This window comes from Palleronia caenipelagi (assembly GCF_007004065.1).
Taxonomy (GTDB): domain Bacteria; phylum Pseudomonadota; class Alphaproteobacteria; order Rhodobacterales; family Rhodobacteraceae; genus Palleronia; species Palleronia caenipelagi.
Genome location: NZ_VFSV01000011.1, coordinates 20,298 through 37,842, shown reverse-complemented (window position 1 = coordinate 37,842; position 17,545 = coordinate 20,298). Strand labels below are relative to the sequence as shown.

13 protein-coding genes are annotated in these 17,545 nt (G+C 60.9%); 4 read left to right on the top strand and 9 right to left on the bottom strand.

Translation table 11 applies throughout. The features are described 5' to 3' along the window. Positions 1-3 precede the first annotated feature (3 nt). The 3 genes from FEV53_RS08565 to FEV53_RS08555 all read right to left on the bottom strand — a co-directional run bounded on the left by FEV53_RS08565 (position 4) and on the right by FEV53_RS08555 (position 3,468). Positions 4-1,419, bottom strand: coding sequence for a circularly permuted type 2 ATP-grasp protein (locus FEV53_RS08565; RefSeq protein WP_142834404.1), 1,416 nt, complete (start codon positions 1,417-1,419; stop codon positions 4-6). Between the two features lie 123 nt (positions 1,420-1,542). Further along, on the bottom strand, positions 1,543-2,622 hold the full coding sequence (locus FEV53_RS08560) for an ABC transporter ATP-binding protein (protein ID WP_142834403.1): 1,080 nt from the start codon (positions 2,620-2,622) through the stop codon (positions 1,543-1,545). Between the two features lie 66 nt (positions 2,623-2,688). After that, positions 2,689-3,468, bottom strand: coding sequence for an SDR family oxidoreductase (locus FEV53_RS08555; protein ID WP_142834402.1), 780 nt, complete (start codon positions 3,466-3,468; stop codon positions 2,689-2,691). Between the two features lie 196 nt (positions 3,469-3,664). On the opposite strand from FEV53_RS08555, the gene FEV53_RS08550 reads away from it, so the two are divergent. The 4 genes from FEV53_RS08550 (at position 3,665) to FEV53_RS08535 (ending at position 9,125) form a co-directional block, all read left to right on the top strand. After that, the gene (locus tag FEV53_RS08550) at positions 3,665-4,609 is read left to right on the top strand and encodes a Hint domain-containing protein (protein ID WP_142834401.1); all 945 of its coding nucleotides are present in this window, start codon (positions 3,665-3,667) and stop codon (positions 4,607-4,609) included. A gap of 104 nt (positions 4,610-4,713) precedes the next feature. Further along, entirely contained in the window at positions 4,714-6,321 is a 1,608-nt protein-coding gene (locus FEV53_RS08545) for a peptide chain release factor 3 (RefSeq protein ID WP_142834400.1), read from the top strand. 141 nt (positions 6,322-6,462) lie between these two features. Then, entirely contained in the window at positions 6,463-7,527 is a 1,065-nt protein-coding gene (locus tag FEV53_RS08540) for a calcium-binding protein (RefSeq protein WP_142834399.1), read from the top strand. A gap of 194 nt (positions 7,528-7,721) precedes the next feature. Beyond that, positions 7,722-9,125 (top strand): DEAD/DEAH box helicase, encoded by a 1,404-nt coding sequence (locus tag FEV53_RS08535; protein ID WP_142834398.1) that lies wholly within the window; start codon positions 7,722-7,724, stop codon positions 9,123-9,125. 73 nt (positions 9,126-9,198) lie between these two features. On the opposite strand, the gene FEV53_RS08530 is transcribed toward FEV53_RS08535, so the two are convergent. From FEV53_RS08530 to nuoL, 6 genes are read right to left on the bottom strand one after another with little or no spacing between them, the layout of a single operon-like run. Further along, positions 9,199-10,866, bottom strand: coding sequence for a ribonuclease J (locus FEV53_RS08530; RefSeq protein WP_142834397.1), 1,668 nt, complete (start codon positions 10,864-10,866; stop codon positions 9,199-9,201). Then, complete coding sequence (locus FEV53_RS08525) at positions 10,866-11,645, bottom strand: type III pantothenate kinase (RefSeq protein ID WP_142834396.1); 780 nt, start codon at positions 11,643-11,645, stop codon at positions 10,866-10,868. The genes FEV53_RS08530 and FEV53_RS08525 overlap by 1 nt, the downstream gene beginning before the upstream one ends. A gap of 12 nt (positions 11,646-11,657) precedes the next feature. Continuing rightward, positions 11,658-12,401, bottom strand: a complete 744-nt coding sequence (locus FEV53_RS08520) for a biotin--[acetyl-CoA-carboxylase] ligase (RefSeq protein ID WP_342778293.1) — start codon at positions 12,399-12,401, stop codon at positions 11,658-11,660. Then, entirely contained in the window at positions 12,385-13,821 is a 1,437-nt protein-coding gene (gene nuoN / locus FEV53_RS08515) for an NADH-quinone oxidoreductase subunit NuoN (RefSeq protein ID WP_142834394.1), read from the bottom strand. Before nuoN ends, FEV53_RS08520 begins: the two co-directional genes overlap by 17 nt. 9 nt (positions 13,822-13,830) lie before the next feature. Further along, complete coding sequence (locus FEV53_RS08510) at positions 13,831-15,381, bottom strand: NADH-quinone oxidoreductase subunit M (RefSeq protein WP_142834393.1); 1,551 nt, start codon at positions 15,379-15,381, stop codon at positions 13,831-13,833. Position 15,382: 1 nt separating this feature from the next. Beyond that, entirely contained in the window at positions 15,383-17,545 is a 2,163-nt protein-coding gene (gene nuoL / locus FEV53_RS08505; RefSeq protein WP_142834392.1) for an NADH-quinone oxidoreductase subunit L, read from the bottom strand.

The window sequence follows — 17,545 nt, the reverse complement described above, 5'->3', positions numbered from 1 at the left end:
ATCTTATACTCCCGCCAGAACCCAGGTGTCCTTGACCCCGCCACCCTGGCTGGAATTCACCACCAAACTGCCTTCGGTCAGCGCCACGCGAGTCAAGCCGCCGGGCACGAGGTGAATGTCCTGTCCCACAAGGCAATAGGGGCGCAGGTCCACATGGCGCGGCGCCAGCCCATCGGCGACAAAGGTCGGCGTGGTGGACAGCGCCAGCGTCGGCTGGGCGATATAGGCGTCGGGGCGCTCTTCGAGCTTCGCCCGGAACAACGCGATGTCGTCCTTGCTGGCCTTCGGCCCCACCAGCATCCCGTAACCGCCGGAGCCGTGGACTTCCTTGACCACCAGCTCTTCGAGGTTTTCGAGCACGTATTTCAGCTCATCGGGCTTGGCACATTGCCAGGTGGGCACGTTATTCAGGATCGGCTCTTCGCCGAGGTAGAAGCGCACCATCTCCGGCACGTAGGTGTAGACGGCCTTGTCATCCGCCACACCGGCACCAGGGGCAGAACAGATCGTCACGCCGCCGGAGCGGTAGACATTCATCAGCCCCGGCACGCCCAGCATAGAGTCGGGCCGGAAGCAGAGCGGGTCGATGAAGGCATCGTCGATCCGGCGATAGATCACATCGACCTTCTTCGGGCCCTCGGTGGTGCGCATCCAGCAGAAATCGCCCTCGACGAACAGATCCGAGCCCTCAACCAGCTCGACCCCCATCATGTCGGCGAGGAAGGAATGTTCGTAATAGGCCGAGTTGAAATGGCCGGGCGTCAGGATCACCGCGCAGGGCTCGCCCTCGCATTTCTGCGGCGCGACGCTGGCCAGCGTGCGCTTCAGCAATGCCGGGTAATTCTCCACCGGCGCGATCCGGTTCTCGCGGAAGAGCTGCGGGAACATGCGCATCATGATCTCGCGATTCTCCAGCATGTAGGAGACACCCGATGGCGTGCGGCAATTGTCCTCAAGCACGTAGAACTCGTCCGGTCCAGTGCGCACGAGGTCGATGCCGACAATATGGCTGAACACTCCGTGAGGAGGCATGAAGCCGCTGGCTGTGATCTCATAGGCTTCGTTCTGGTAGACCAGATGGGCGGGGATGCGTCCGGCGCGGACGATCTCCCCGCGGGAATAGACATCAGCAAGGAAGGCGTTGAGCGCCCGGGCGCGCTGCTTGATGCCCCGTTCGAGCCGCGCCCATTCATCGGCGGCAAAAACCCGGGGGAACATGTCGAAAGGGATCAGCCGGTCGGGCGAGCCGCCTTCGCCATAGACCGCAAAGGTGATGCCGATGCGCCGGAACAGCGCCTCGGCCTCGGACTGCTTCAGCCCACGCAGATCGGCAGGCATGTCCCGCGCCCAGGCCTCGATCCCTTCATAGGGCGCACGCACCGCGCCCTGATCGTACATCTCGTTGAAAAACTCGGGCATGCCCGCTCCCTTTGTATCGTTAGCGATATCTTCGGGCTGGCGGGGAAAGTGTCAACCAAGCAAGGCGCCTGGCACGCGCCAAAGCGCAGAATTCAGGCAGATATTCCTTCCCCCTGCCCTCGATCAGGGCTTTCGCGGAAAGACAAAGCAGCGGTCGCGGCGGATGGCCAGCCACATCACGGTTCCCGGCTTAGGCAGGAAGACATTGGGCACCGTGGCGGTCATCACCAGACCCTCATGGACCAGAAACTCCACGAGGCTCTCCTTGCCCACAAAACGGGATCGGATCACCTCGGCCCGCGCGGGTGTGCCATCCTCACTTGTCGGATGTGGCCCTTGGCCGGCCCGGTCAAAGTCGATCCGCAGATGCTGGGGCCGGATCACGATGTCCACTTTTGTCCCGTCCGGCTGACCCGGCGCGAGGAACTGGCCAAAGGGCGTCTCGGCCAGCGCCCCGTTCACGACGGCTTCAATCACGTTGATATCGCTGAAAAACGCGGCTGCGGCACGATCTGCGGGAGAGTTATAGATATTGTAAGGCGCGCCTTGCTGGACGATCGACCCGTTGCGCATGAGCGCGATCTGGTCGGCCATGCGCATGGCTTCTTCGGGCTCGTGGGTGACGAGGACGACCGCCGTGTCCTCGTCCTTAAGCACTTGCAGCGTGTGGTCGCGAATGCCGTCCCTGAGGCGGTTGTCGAGCCCCGAAAATGGCTCATCCATGAGCATCACCCGCGGACGGGGCGCCAGCGCCCGGGCCAGTGCCACCCTTTGCTGCTCGCCCCCCGAAAGCTCGTGCGCGTAAGACTGACGGTGATGGCTCAGATGCACCCGCTCCAGCAGTTCATCGACCCGATGCGCTTTTTCACTGCGGGAGGCCCGCAGCCCGTAGGAGATGTTTTCGGCCACGGTAAGGTGGGGAAACAGCGCAAAGTCCTGAAAAATCAGGCCGACGCCACGATGCTCCGGCGGCAAGGTATAACCGCCACGCGTGACGACCTGCCCGTCGATCCGGATCTCGCCGCTGGAGATATCCTCCAGCCCTGCAATGGTGCGCAACGTCGTGGATTTGCCACAGCCCGACGGCCCAAGGAGGCAGAGCACATCCCCCCCTTCCACGGTCAGCGAGATCCCCTGCACCACCTCGACGCCGCCGAACGCGCAATGCAGGTTCTCGATTTCAAGACGCGGAGCAGTCGCCATGGGCTTTCCCGACAAGAACAGTCAGGCAGCGGGGTAGCAACGCCCCGCCCCCGCTGCAAGGCCCGGTCACATGGTCAGATTGGTCTGCCCACCATCAAGCAGGATGTTTTGCCCGACGATGAAGCCCGCATGTTGCGAACACAGGAAGGCGCAGGTGGCGCCAAATTCCTCGGGCGTGCCATACCGCCGCGCCGGAACCGTCGCCTCCCGCTGGGCGCGCGCGGCCTCCCGGGTGATCCCCTGCTGCTCCGCCACGCCCTGATCGAGCTGAACCGCGCGGTCGGTGTCATGAATGCCGGGCAGCAGGTTGTTGATGATCACGCCATGGGGCGCAACCTGCCTGGCCGTACCCGCCACGTAGCCGGTCAGCCCAGTGCGCGCAGCATTGGACAGGCCCAGCACAGCCACCGGCGCCCGGACGGATTGCGAGGTAATGTTCACAACCCGCCCCCAGCCGCGCTCAATCATACCGGGCAGGCAGTGCTTCATCAGGGCAATGGGGGTCAGCATGTTCGCGTCGAGGGCCTTGATGAAATCCTCGCGATCCCAGTCTGACCACATCCCCGGCGGCGGCCCGCCTGCATTTGTCACCAAGATGTCGACTTCACCAGCGGCCTCTAGAACCTCCGCGCGTCCCTCATCTGAGGTAATGTCCGCCGCGACTTCGGTGACCGAGACACCAAACTGCGTCCGGATAGCCTCGGCTGCGGTTGCGAGGGTCTCTTGGCCACGGGCATTCATGACGAGATCGACACCAGCCTCGGCCAGAGCGCGGGCGCACCCAAACCCCAAACCCTTGGAAGAGGCCGAAATCAGCGCCTTTTTGCCGGTTATACCCAGATCCACAATGTCCTCCTCGATTTTTTAACGATGTTATGACCATGCTGTAGAGGTTGTTATAGGGTATCCACCGGTAGGAGATAGCTGTAAAGCGTCGGACCACCGGGCTATTAGTTGATACGGATGGACAGTGAATCTACCTTTACGCGCAATATTTTTCGAAAAGATTTCCGGTATTAAGTTGGTGTGAGCTTGTAAGACGGTGGGTGAGATTGAGATGGCATTTGTTGACAAACAGCCTCCGGCAGTGGCGAGCGCGCATTTTGTTTTCTGCGCGAGCGACTTCCGGGTGTCGGAGGGCGTTCGGGATGGCGAACATTTCGAGAGCGCTGCCGCGATGGCGGTTGGTGATCAGATCCGGTTGAGCCGTCGCGCCCAACCTCGCCTTTTGATACTCAGTCACTACAATGGTGTCTGGACCGTTGCGCAGACTTCCCACGCGAGCACGCCGGGGACCGCAGTAAAGGTCGAATCGCACCTGACCTTTATGTCACCGGACGGGCGGCTGCTGGAAGTCCTGCTGCTGACTGAGCAGGTCGCCGGAGGCTCGCTTCATATTTTGCCTTTGGGCGACATCCACGACCGGACAGACTATGTGTTGGTCGACTACCGTCACGATGACCCCGTGGAGCGGTTCGAAGAGGCCAGCTGCGCACCGTTCTTCGAAGGGACGACCGTCCTAATGGCGGATGGCTCAGAGCGTCCGATCGAAGAGATCCAGATCGGTGACATGGTGCAAACCGTCGCACATGGCAATTTACCAGTGCGCTGGTGTGGCAAACGTCTGCTTGCCGCAACTGGTTCTCACGCTCCCATTTCAGTAACGGCTGACGCACTCGGCAATGACATGCCGATTATGCTCAGCCCGCGGGCAACGCTTATGGTACCCGGTCGGTCCGGACGGCCAAGCGCGATGGAATACATCTATACCAACGATCTTGTGAACGGCGACACGATCCGACGGATGGATGGGCAATACATGATGCACTATTTTCTGCGGCTCGCTCAGCCTGCCGTGATCATCGCAAATGGCCTGATGACCACCACACGCTCGGCACCGAATCCAAGCAATCTTCCCCGACGTATGAAACTCGTCGATAACGCACACGACACGGACAGCCTGTTCGGAAACGTGATCGCTGTCTGAAACAGCAGTAGTTTTACATCGATCTCCTTCATTGGTAGATCTGCCCAACGTTGGACTGCTTGCTGAATATTGCAGTTTCACGGCGGATCACTCATATCCCCGCCATGCTGGACCGTTCTGATAATATCCCCGCCCTTCCGCCGCAGATCGCCCGGCGCCGGACCTTTGCAATCATCTCGCACCCGGATGCGGGCAAGACCACGCTGACCGAGAAGTTCCTTCTCTATGGCGGCGCGATCCAGATGGCCGGGCAGGTACGCGCCAAGGGTGAGGCCCGGCGGACGCGCTCGGACTTCATGCAAATGGAGAAGGACCGGGGGATCTCGGTCTCGGCCTCGGCCATGTCCTTCGATTTCGGGGAATACCGCTTTAACCTCGTGGACACGCCCGGCCACTCGGATTTTTCCGAGGACACCTACCGCACCCTGACCGCGGTGGATGCAGCGGTGATGGTGATCGACGGTGCCAAGGGCGTCGAGAGTCAGACGCAGAAACTCTTCGAGGTCTGCCGGTTGCGCGACCTGCCAATCCTGACCTTCTGTAACAAGATGGACCGCGAGAGCCGCGACACGTTTGAAATCATCGACGAGATCCAGGAGAATCTGGCCATTGACGTGACCCCAGCCTCCTGGCCCATCGGTCGGGGACGGGATTTCCTCGGTTGCTACGATATCCTGAACGACCGACTGGAATTGATGGATCGCGCCGACCGGAACAAGGTGGCGGAAACGGTGCGTCTCGAAGGGCTCGACGACCCGAAGATGGCCGAACATATCCCAGCCGACATGCTCGAGACCCTGCGGGAAGAGGTCGAGATGGCACGCGAGCTTCTGCCGAAGTTCGACCAGCAGGCGCTCCTCGATGGCACGCTGACGCCGATCTGGTTTGGCTCGGCGATCAACTCCTTTGGTGTGAAGGAGCTCATGGACGGTATCGGCAATTTCGGTCCCCAGCCACAGCCTCAAAGGGCCGAGCCGCGCCAGATCATGCCCGATGAGAACAAGGTCACCGGCTTTGTCTTCAAGGTGCAGGCCAACATGGACCCCAAACATCGGGACCGGGTGGCCTTTGTCCGCCTCGCCTCGGGCCACTTCAAGCGGGGCATGAAACTAACCCATGTACGCACGAAGAAGCCCATGGCCGTGTCGAATCCGGTGCTCTTCCTGGCGTCCGACCGGGAACTGGCCGAGGAGGCCTGGGCCGGTGACATCATGGGCATCCCGAACCACGGGCAGCTCCGCATCGGCGACACGCTGACCGAGGGCGAAGCCCTTAAGGTCTCAGGCATCCCCTCCTTCGCGCCGGAATTGCTGCAAAATTGCCGCGCGGGCGATCCGATGAAAGCAAAACATCTGGACAAGGCGCTGATGCAATTCGCCGAGGAAGGCGCGGCCAAGGTGTTTCGCCCAATGATCGGCTCTGGCTTTATCGTCGGCGTCGTCGGCGCGCTGCAATTCGAGGTCTTGGCCAGCCGCATCGAGCTGGAATACGGGCTCCCGGTCCGTTTCGAACCGTCACAGTTTACATCGGCCCGTTGGGTCCACGGTTCTCAGGACAAAGTCGACGCCTTCGCCAATGCCAACAAGGGGCATATGGCGTTGGATAACGACGACGACATGGTTTTTCTCACCCGCCTGCAATGGGACATTGACCGTGTCGAGCGGGACTATCCGGACCTGACGCTGTCGGCGACCAAGGAAATGATGACCTGACAGGTGGGGAGGTCCCGCAACAATCTCCGAGGAACTGGATCGGTCTCTTGATTGTGGGAGAGTTTTCTTCACACTGCGACCAAGCAAGCAGCGAGGCGGGTGCGATCACCGCTGTGCATCGTCAAATAGGGAACGCACAATATGTATGACCTGCTTTTCTGGGCTAATGTCGGAATTTTTTCGCTACTCTTGCTGTGGCAGCTCGATGTTTTCGACGGCGATGACGATGACGACGATGATGATGACGATGAAAATAATGAAGTGACCACCGATGACGTTGGCGAGGGCGCAAGCGGAGGCGGCGCAACCGAAGGCGACGCTGGAGACGGCGCAACCGAAGGCGGCGCTGGAGACGGCGCAACCGAAGGTGACGGGACTGGAACTGATGGTGGCGGAGAAGCCGAATCTGCTAACGAACCGACAGGACCGTTTGTACAAGATAACTATGAAGACGTCCGGACCGGCACTGCCGAGCGCGACACCTTAACTGCAGTTCGGTCCGGACCAAGCCTCGCATATTTTGGCCTCGACGGGAACGACTTCGTCGATGCCACAGACTCTGATGACTATCTCGACGGTGGCGCTGGTGCTGATCAGCTGCTAGGCCGGTTTGGCTCCGACATTATCAACGGTGGAGACGGCAACGATACCATCCTTGGCGGGTTGGGATCTGACGCGCTTTATGGTCAGGCTGGCGAAGATCGCATTGATGGCAGCCGCGGCGACGACTCTATCTTCGGCGGCAGCGGCAATGATTCCCTCGAAGGCCGCGGCGATGATGATGTGATTTATGGCGGGGATGGAGACGATCAGATTTTCAGCGACAGCTCCTTTGACGTGTCGAATATTGGCCGCGGCGAGGATATCCTGTTTGGCGAAGCCGGCGACGACCTGCTGGTCCTTGGTGACGGAGACGAGGCGACCGGTGGCGAAGGAGCGGATCGCTTCGACGTCTTCGAGGTTGAAAGCCCGGATAGCGGTGCTGCGAAAATCAATGATTACACGCCGAGTGAAGATACGATCACTATTGCTCATCTGGAGCGCACAGACCCCGCGACGGGCGATACGATCAGTCCCACGTTGAGCACCGCATACAATGCCGCAACAGACCAAACAACGATCCGCCTCGATGGGACCGATTTCATTATTCTGACCGGCAATGTCGATGTGGACCTCGACAGCATCACACTGACCCCGCAAGGCTGAGGTTTGTGCTCCGCGGACGATGTCGTCGCCTGCGGAGCACATCCTTGCAGGAACACGGTTCGCGGTCCCCGTTTCCATTGACCAAAAACGACACTGCGACTATGGGTTGCGAGGGCCGCGATGCGCGCAGGCCTGATGCGGGACGTGATGACGGGCGTCCCATCCTTGCGGAACTCCGCAATTTTTGGACGGATATGACGAAATTCACTGATCTGAAGCTGGGCCCCAAGGTCCAGAAAGCCATCGCCGAAGCTGGCTATGAAATGCCTACCCCGATCCAGTGCGAGGCGATCCCTGCGGCGTTGGACGGGCGCGATGTGCTGGGCATCGCTCAAACGGGGACCGGCAAGACAGCGTCGTTTACCCTCCCGATGATCACCGCTCTGAACCGTGGACGGGCCAAGGCGCGGATGCCGCGAAGCCTCGTACTAGCCCCGACCCGTGAATTGGCCGCACAGGTTGCCGCGAATTTCGACACTTATTCGAAATATGCCAATCTGACCAAGGCTCTGCTGATCGGGGGCGTGTCGTTCAAGGAGCAGGACCAGCTCATCGACAAAGGCGTCGACGTGCTGATTGCCACCCCTGGTCGCCTGCTTGATCATTTCGAGCGCGGCAAACTTCTCCTGACCGACGTTAAGATCATGGTCGTCGATGAGGCCGACCGGATGCTCGATATGGGTTTTATTCCCGATATCGAACGTATCTTCTCGCTGGTTCCTTTCACCCGGCAAACCCTGTTCTTTTCGGCCACCATGGCGCCTGAGATCGAGCGGATCACCAATACCTTCCTGTCGAACCCCCATCGCATCGAGATCGCCAGGCAGGCCACAGCCTCCGAGACGATTGACCAGAGCGTGCTGATGTTCAAAGGCAGCCGTCGCGACCGGCAGGCCAGCGAGAAACGTCGCGCCCTCCGCGCGCTCATCGCCGCCGAGGGAGAGAAGCTCACAAACGCGATTATTTTCTGCAACCGCAAGACGGATGTGGATATCGTCTCCAAAAGCCTGAAGAAATATGGCCACGACGCGGCCCCGATTCATGGGGATCTGGATCAGTCCCAGAGAACGCGCACGCTGGACAGTTTCCGTGGCGGGGATCTCCGCATTTTGGTGGCCTCTGACGTGGCTGCGCGCGGTCTCGACGTGCCCTCAGTGAGCCACGTGTTTAATTTTGACGTGCCCTCCCATGCCGAGGATTACGTCCACCGCATTGGCCGAACGGGTCGCGCGGGACGTGAGGGAAAAGCCGTCACCATCTGTCAGCCTTCGGACGAAACCAACCTGGCCGATGTCGAAAAGCTGATCCAGAGGGAGATCCAGCGCGTCGATCCGGCCACCCTCCCCGACATGGCGCCGCCCTCCCGTACCCGCCGCCCTCGCAAGGAGGACGCCCCTGCAGCGCCCGTAGAGGAGACAACGGCGCCCGACAATGTCGTCGCGAGCGAGCAGACCCGTGCAGAAAAGCCACCCCGCAACCGTGGTCGCGGACGCGGGCGGAGCAGCGATGACCGTCGCCGTGATGAGCCGGTCATCGGCATGGGGGACCATTTGCCCAGTTTCATTGAACTGAGTTTTGCAGAACGCCTCGCGTCCTGAGATCGCGCAGTCCAGACAAAAAAGCCCGCCACACTGTGAGTGGCGGGCTTTGCTGTTTCTTGGCCGGACGCTTTTAGCTGAGACGGCTAACGACCACGGTCACCTCGGGCTTATGCCCGATTTCCCGGTGCGCAACCTGACGGGCGACGCGGCGCATCAGCTCGTCGAGACGCTTTTCATCGCCCAGTACCTTATCATCCGCCCGCTGCACTGCCCGGTCCAGCTCGGCTTCAATGACTTCCGTGAGAGGATCACCAGACTGCCCCGTAGTGGGCAGACCGCGCAGATCGACCCAAGGCTCACCGAGGGGCGCGTCTTCTTCGTCGAGGATCACAGAGACCATACAATGGCCGTTCAGAGCCATGCGAATCCTGTCGCGGACGACGCCATCCATGGCACCGATCTGCACCGTCCCGTCCAGATAGGTCCGTCCGGTTTCAACGAACTCGACAACGGTCGGCTCTTTGCCGGAAAGATCCACACAGGTACCGTTGGGCGCCAGAACGGCCTTTCGACCCTTGGCGCGGGCCAGCTTCGCGTGTTCCCGCAGGTGACGATGTTCACCGTGCATAGGCACCACGATCTCAGGATCCACAATATCCTGCATGGTCAGAAGATCAGGCCGGTTGGCGTGACCTGACACGTGATACCGGCCGTTATCATCGTCCTGCACGTCCACGCCCTGCTCGCTCAGCGCATTCATGATCTGGATCACGCCGCGCTCGTTGCCGGGGATGGTCTTGGACGAGAAGAGGAAGGTGTCCCCCTCCTTCATCGACAATCCGAGATATCTGCCCCGGCTGAGTTGCGCAGACGCCGCGCGACGCTCGCCCTGACTGCCGGTAACGATGAGCATCAGGTTCTCGCGTGGAATGTCCGCGGCTTCTTCGGGACCGATTGTGGTCGGAAAGTCCTCCAGCACGCCAGCCTCAAACGATGCCTCGACCATGCGCCGCATGGCCCGGCCCAGCAGGCAGACCGACCGCCCCGCCTCGACACCCGCGCGCGCAAGTGAACGCACCCGCGCCACATTGGAGGCAAAGGTTGTCGCCACCACCATGCCCGGCTGTTCCGAAACGAAGCGGCGGATCTCCGGACCCACAGAAGATTCGGACCGGCCCTCATGGGGACTGAACACGTTGGTCGAGTCGCAGACCAGCGCTTTGACACCGTCTTTGGAGATGGAGCGCCACAAGTCGCGGTCGAAGGGTTCTCCGACACCGGGGGTGTAGTCGATCTTGAAATCGCCGGTGTGGATCACCCGTCCGGCCTTCGTGTCGATCACCAAGCCCGAGCTTTCAGGCACGGAATGGGACACCGGGACAAAACCGACTTTGAACGGGCCAAGCGTGCGAGTCTCGGGCCAGGGCTGCATGACCTCGACTGCATTCTCCGCGACGCCGTATTCCTCCAGCTTGCGGCGGGCGTGGATCGCGGTGAAGGTGCGGCAATAGATGGGCACCCGCAGACGCTCGTACAGATGGCCTACTGCCCCGACATGATCCTCATGGGCGTGGGTGATGAAAATCCCCTCAATCCGGTCGCGACGTTCCTCCAGCCAGGCAACATCCGCAAAGATCAGATTGACCCCCGGTGTGCTGTCCATGTCCGGGAATGTCACGCCCAGATCGACCACGATCAGGCGCTCTTCCCCCGGCTTTCCGTAGCCATAGACATAGCAGTTCATGCCGATCTCGCCGGCGCCGCCAAGCGGCAGGTAAATCAGTCTTTCGGTCGCCATCAGGCCTCCAATGCCTTGTTGTAACGATGGATCACGATCAAGCCGTGCATCGTCAAATTGTCCTCGAACACGTCGAACAACGTGTCGCCTTGCTGGAAAAGAGGTGCCAGCCCACCGGTTCCGATCACTTTCATCGGTACGCCGCGCTCATCCTTGATGCGGCGGACAATCTCATTGACGAGGCCCACATAGCCCCAGAACACGCCAGACGTCATGCAATCGACCGTGTTCTTTCCGACGACCTGCGGCGGCATGGTCACATCGACCAGCGGCAGGGCCGCAGCGGCCTCATGGAGCGCCTGAAGGCTCAGATTGACCCCCGGCGCGATCACTCCGCCCCCATAGGCGCCGTCACTCTCAACCACGTCGAACGTCGTCGCGGTGCCATAATCGACGACGATCAGGTCACCGCCATATAGGTCAAACCCCGCGACTGCGTTGACCAGCCGGTCGGGGCCCACCTGCGTTCCATGATCGACGCGGGGCTCCACAGGCAACGCGCAATCAGGCTTGCCAACCACGTAAGGACGGCAGTCGAAATAGCGATTACAAAGCACGCGAAGGTTAAAGACCACGCGGGGCACGGTCGAAGAGATGATGACCTCGTTGATCCGCAAGTCGCCCAGCCCCTGCAACTGCATGAGCGTCGAGAGCCAAACGTAATACTGGTCTGCCGTCCGCGTGACCTCGGTCGAGGTCCGCCAGGTCTCGACGAAATTCTCGCCATTCCACAGGGCGAAAACGGTATTGGTATTTCCAACGTCAATGGCCAGTAGCATCGCGAAAATCCCTCAGAAAAAGACCTCGGCCGCGGAGATACGCCGCTCGCCGGTCTTCGTCACGAGGATTAGACTGCCATCCTCGTCTATGGTCTCAAACCGCCCTGTAATCTGTTCCGTTCCAGTCCGTGCGGTAATCACATCACCGAGCCGCGCGGCCTTTTCCAACCAGCTCTCCCTGATCGGAGCAAAGCCCATGCGGGACAAGAGCGCCTCTTCGGTCGCATAAAAATCGGCTAGATCGTGCAGGAACACGTCGACCGGGATCGGGCGATCCGCCGCGACCGGTGGAAAGGCACGATGCCCGAGGCCATCCGGCGCATGGGCGAGGTTCACACCGATACCAACCGCCAACCAGTCGATCTCTTGCCCGGTCGACGCGGATTCCAACAGGATCCCCGCGATCTTTCCACCATCGAGCAACACATCATTAGGCCATTTCAACGCCAGCCGATCCCGATCCAGATGCAGTGCGAGCGCCTCATAGACCGCATTGGCCGCCATAAAGCTCCGCAGGGAGGCCCAGATTGGAGGGCCGCCGGGTTTCATCACCAGCGTGGCCGCGAAATTCCCTGATGGAGATATCCAATCGGCGCCCCCCCTGCCACGGCCAGCGGTCTGACGCCGGGCGAGAATCCACGTCGGCTGGCTCAGGGTTCTGGCCAGCCGACGTGCTTCGGAATTGGTGCTGTCGAGGCTCTCGCGAACGATCAGCCCATAACCCTGAGGCCAGAGACGCTCACTGGACAAGAGCACTCGCCGCCAGAGCCGCCGGGCCCTCGATCCCAAAGAGGTTCACCACCCCCACCAGCATCAGCACGGCAGAGGCCACCAGCACCCCCCAGAGCATCGGCGAGGAGGACTTGTCGAGGCCTTCTTCCTGCTGACCGAAATACATCAGGTAAACGATGCGGAGGTAGTAATAGGCAGCGATGGCCGAGGCCACCACGCCCGCGACGGCAAGCCAGCCCAGACCGCCCGCGACGGCAGCGCCAAGTACGTAGTACTTGCCGAAGAAGCCCAAGAGCGGCGGCACGCCAGCCATGGAGAACATCAGCACCAGCACCGCGATTGCGCGGGTGGGGTCAGTCTTCGACAACATGCTGAGAGAACTGATATCGGTTACGGCTTTGCCATCGCGCTCCATCCCAAGGATGAAGGCAAAGGTGCCAATGTTCATCGCCACGTAGATCGCCATATAGACGAGCATCGCCTGCACGCCCAGCTCCGTCCCGGCGGCCAGACCCATGAGCGCAAAGCCCATATGGTTGATGGAGGAATAGGCCATCAGACGCTTGATATCCGTCTGCCCGATCGCCGCCACAGCACCGAGGAACATGGAGGCCACAGCGAGCGCTGCAACCACCTGCTGCCAGTCGGCGACCACACCGCCGAAGGCGTCATGGACGACACGGGCGAACAGACCCATGGCCGCGACCTTCGGCGCGGTGGCAAAGAAGGCGGTGACCGGGGTCGGCGAGCCTTCGTAGACGTCCGGCGTCCACATGTGGAAGGGAGCTGCGGAGACTTTGAAGGCCAGACCGGCTGCAATGAAGACCAGACCAAACAGCAGACCAAGCGACGCGCGATCCCCGGACACCGACTCGATGATACCGCTGAACAGCGTCGTTCCGGCAAAGCCGTAGGTCAGCGAGGCGCCGTAGAGCAGCATACCCGAGCTGAGCGCACCCAGAACGAAGTATTTCAGTCCTGCCTCGGTCGAGCGCACGCTGTCACGACGCAGGGACGCCACAACGTAAAGAGACAGGGATTGCAGTTCGAGACCCATATAGAGGGTCATCAGGTCAGCCGCAGAGACCATGACCATCATGCCAATGACGGCGAGCGTCACGAGCAAGGGGTATTCGAACCGCAGTATATCCCGGCGATACATGTAGTCCTTGCCCATCACCAGCACGATGGCGGCGGAGAGCAGGATCGTGACCTTGGCAAAACGCGAGAAGGCGTCGTCCACGTAAAGCCCGCCAAAGGCCACTCCACCGGGCGCACTGCCGCCAATCCAAAGCGCCATCAGCAGGAACATCCCCGCCGTGGTCCAGGTCAGGAGCTGGGCCAGACGATCCTTACCGGTGTACACCGCCACCAGCAGCCCCGCCATCGCGTAGATCGCGAGAACAAGCTCAGGCAGGATAATGGAGAAATCTGCAGAACTCATGTCTGTGCCTCAATGTTCATTCGCTGCGGGGGCTGCGGGTGCGTCGAGACCCGCTGCTTCGAGGGAGGCTTCATAGCCGCCAAGCAGGTGCGACACGGCCGGACCGACCCGGTCGGTCACCAGGCTCGGGTAGACGCCGAGCAGGATCGTCATCACCACGAGCGGCGCAAAGATCCAACGCTCGCGGGGGGTGATGTCCTTGATGGTCTTGAGGCTCTCCTTGATCAGGTCGCCCATAACCACGCGGCGATAGAGCCACAGCGCATAGGCCGCCGAGAGGATCACACCCGTGGTGGCCACGGCGGCGACCCAGGTATTGGCCTGGAACATGCCCATCAGCGTCAGGAATTCACCGACGAACCCACTGGTCCCCGGAAGGCCGACATTTGCCATCGTGAACAGCATGAAGATCAGCGCGTAGGCCGGCATCCGATTCACCAGACCGCCGTAGGCGTCGATCTCGCGCGTGTGCATCCGATCATAGATGACGCCCACGCAGAGGAAGAGCGCACCGGAGATGAAGCCGTGGCTGATCATCTGGAAAATCGCACCGTCGATCCCCTGCTGATTGGCGGCAAAGATACCGGCGGTGACGTATCCCATGTGGGCGACCGACGAATAGGCAATGAGCTTCTTCATATCAGTCTGCGCCAGCGCCACGAGCGAGGTGTAGACGATGGCGATGGCCGAAATCCACAGCACGAACGGTGCCAGAAGGTCGGATGCCACCGGGAACATGGGCAGCGAGAAGCGGATGAAGCCGTAGCCGCCGAGCTTCAACAGGATCGCAGCCAGAACCACGGAACCGGCGGTCGGTGCCTGCACGTGGGCATCGGGCAACCAAGTGTGCACCGGCCACATGGGCATCTTCACCGCGAAGGACGCAAAGAAAGCGACCCAGAGGAGAGTCTGCAGTCCGCCGACGATCTGGAAGCCGAGGACCGAAATCGTCGAGTGGCTGAACTCATGGGTGAGCAGCGTCGGAATGTCGGTTGTGCCTGCGTCAGCGTACATCGCCAGCATCGCCACCAGCATCAGCACGGAGCCGAGGAAGGTGTAGAGGAAGAACTTGAACGCCGCGTAGATCCGGTTCTGGCCGCCCCAGATGCCGATGATCAGGAACATTGGGATCAGGCCGCCTTCGAAGAAGAGGTAGAACAGGATCAGGTCCAGCGAGATGAACACACCAATCATCAACGTCTCAAGGACGAGGAAGGCGATCATGTATTCCTTGACCCGCGTCGTGACCTCCCACGCCGACAGGATCACCAGTGGCATCAGGAAGGTCGTCAGCAGGACGAAGAGAACGGAGATGCCATCGACGCCGACCTTGTAGGTCAAACCGCCGATCCACTCATGGGTCTCGACCATCTGGAACCCTTTGCCGGGCTCGAACCCGGCGAGGATCAGGAGCGACAACAGGAAACTGGCCGTCGTGGCGATCAACGCCAGGTATTTTGCGTTGCGCTGAGCGGCCTCGTCGTCTCCGCGAAGGAACACAGCGAGAATGATCGCCGCGACCGTCGGCAGGAAGGTGACGATGGAAAGCAGGCTGTCCATATCAGTTCGCTCCTCCGAGCGTCATCCAGGTGATTAGCAAGGCGATGCCGATAAACATCGCAAAGGCGTAGTGAAACAGGTAGCCGGACTGGGCCCGGCCAGCGAGACGGGTAAAGAACGGCACCAGCCCCATGGCGACCCAGTTGATGAACCCGTCGATGACGGCACCATCGCCCTTCTTCCACAGGAAGTTGCCGAGCCATTTGGCGGGGCGGACGAAGAGGAAGTCGTAGATCTCGTCGAAATACCACTTGTTCAACAGGAACTGATACAGGGGCTGCATGTTCTCGGCGAGCTTCGCCGGGAGGCCCGGCTGGCGGACATACATCAGGAACGCGGTGCCGAGGCCAAGCAGCATAGCGATGAAGGGGCTGACCTTTACCCAGACCGGCGAATGATGCGCCTCGTCCATGACATGGTTGTCGGGAGCCATATAAATGGCACCGGCGGTCCAGCCCGCGGAGTGGGTCATGTCGCCTTGATCCACAGCCGCCTCGTCCCCGTGATGGGCGTCGGCGTTGGCGGCGTGCTCGCCGGACGCAACGTGCTCGTTATGGGCTTCGGTCGAATGATCGCCGTCAGCTTTGGCCATCTCGGCCTCGTGACCCGTATCGGCAGTCGCCTCATGGGCGGGGATCCCGAAGAAGCGGTTCACCTGATTGTGGTCGCCAAAGAAGGAGCCATACCACAGCATCCCGGAGAACACTGCTCCAACCGCCAGAACCCCGAGCGGGATCAACATGATGCGGGGGCTTTCATGGGCGTGGTCGTGGGTGTGCTTGTCACCGCGCGGCTCGCCATAGAAAGTCATGAACATCAGGCGCCAGGAATAGAAGCTGGTGAACGCCGCCGCGACGACCAGAAGCCAGAAGGCATAGGTCCCAGCCCCGGAGTGGGCGCCCCAGGCGCTCTCGATCACGGCGTCCTTCGACAGGAAACCGGCGAAGCCCAGATGGGTCAGCGGGATGCCAACGCCGGTGATGGCCAGCGTGCCGATCATCATCGCCCAGAACGTATATGGCAGCTTGTCCTTCAGACCGCCATAGTTCCGCATGTCCTGCTCGTGGTGCATCCCGTGGATGACCGAACCGGCGCCGAGGAACAGCATGGCTTTGAAGAACGCATGGGTGAAGAGGTGGAACATCGCCACCGAATAGACCCCGACACCCGCGGCCACGAACATATAGCCGAGCTGCGAACAGGTCGAATAGGCGATGACGCGCTTGATGTCGTTCTGAACGAGGCCGACCGTGGCGGCGAAGAACGCGGTGGACGCGCCGATCACTGTCACGAAGATCATCGCATTCGGGGCGAATTCCATCAGCGGCGACATCCTGCAGACGAGGAACACGCCCGCCGTGACCATGGTTGCCGCGTGGATCAGGGCCGAAACCGGGGTCGGGCCTTCCATGGCGTCGGGCAACCAGGTGTGCAGGAAGAGCTGCGCCGATTTCCCCATCGCGCCAATGAACAGCAACACCGCGATCACTTCGCTGGCCGTCCAGTCGCGCCACAGGAAGTGCAGCTGCGTCTGAGCCAGTTCAGGGGCCGCCGCGAAGACGTCGTTAAACTGGATCGAGTCGACCAGGAAGAACAGCGCGAAGATGCCGAGAGCAAAGCCGAAGTCACCAACCCGGTTCACCACGAACGCCTTGATCGCCGCCGCATTGGCAGACGGCTTGCGGAAGTAAAAACCGATCAGCAGGTAGGACGCGACGCCCACACCTTCCCAGCCAAAGAACATCTGGACGAGGTTGTCCGACGTCACAAGCATCAGCATGGCAAAGGTAAAGAACGACAGATAGGCGAAGAACCGCGGACGGTAACTCTCGTTCTCACCGAAGTTGTCATCGTGAGCCATGTAGCCGAACGAATAAAGGTGCACGAGGCTCGACACGGTGGTGACGACAATCAACATGATCGCGGTCAGGCGGTCGAGGCGGATGCCCCAGGAGGTCGACAGGCTGCCAGACTCGATCCAGGTCAGGATTGGGATCTGGCGGGTCTCGCCGTCAAAGCCGAGGAAGACGATCCAGCTGAGGAACGCCGCCAAGAACAACAGGCCGGTGGCGATCCACTGGGCGGGCTTCTCCCCGATGAAGCGGTGGCCGAAGCCGCAAATGAGCGCGCCGATCAGCGGTGCGAAGAGGATGATCGTGGTCAT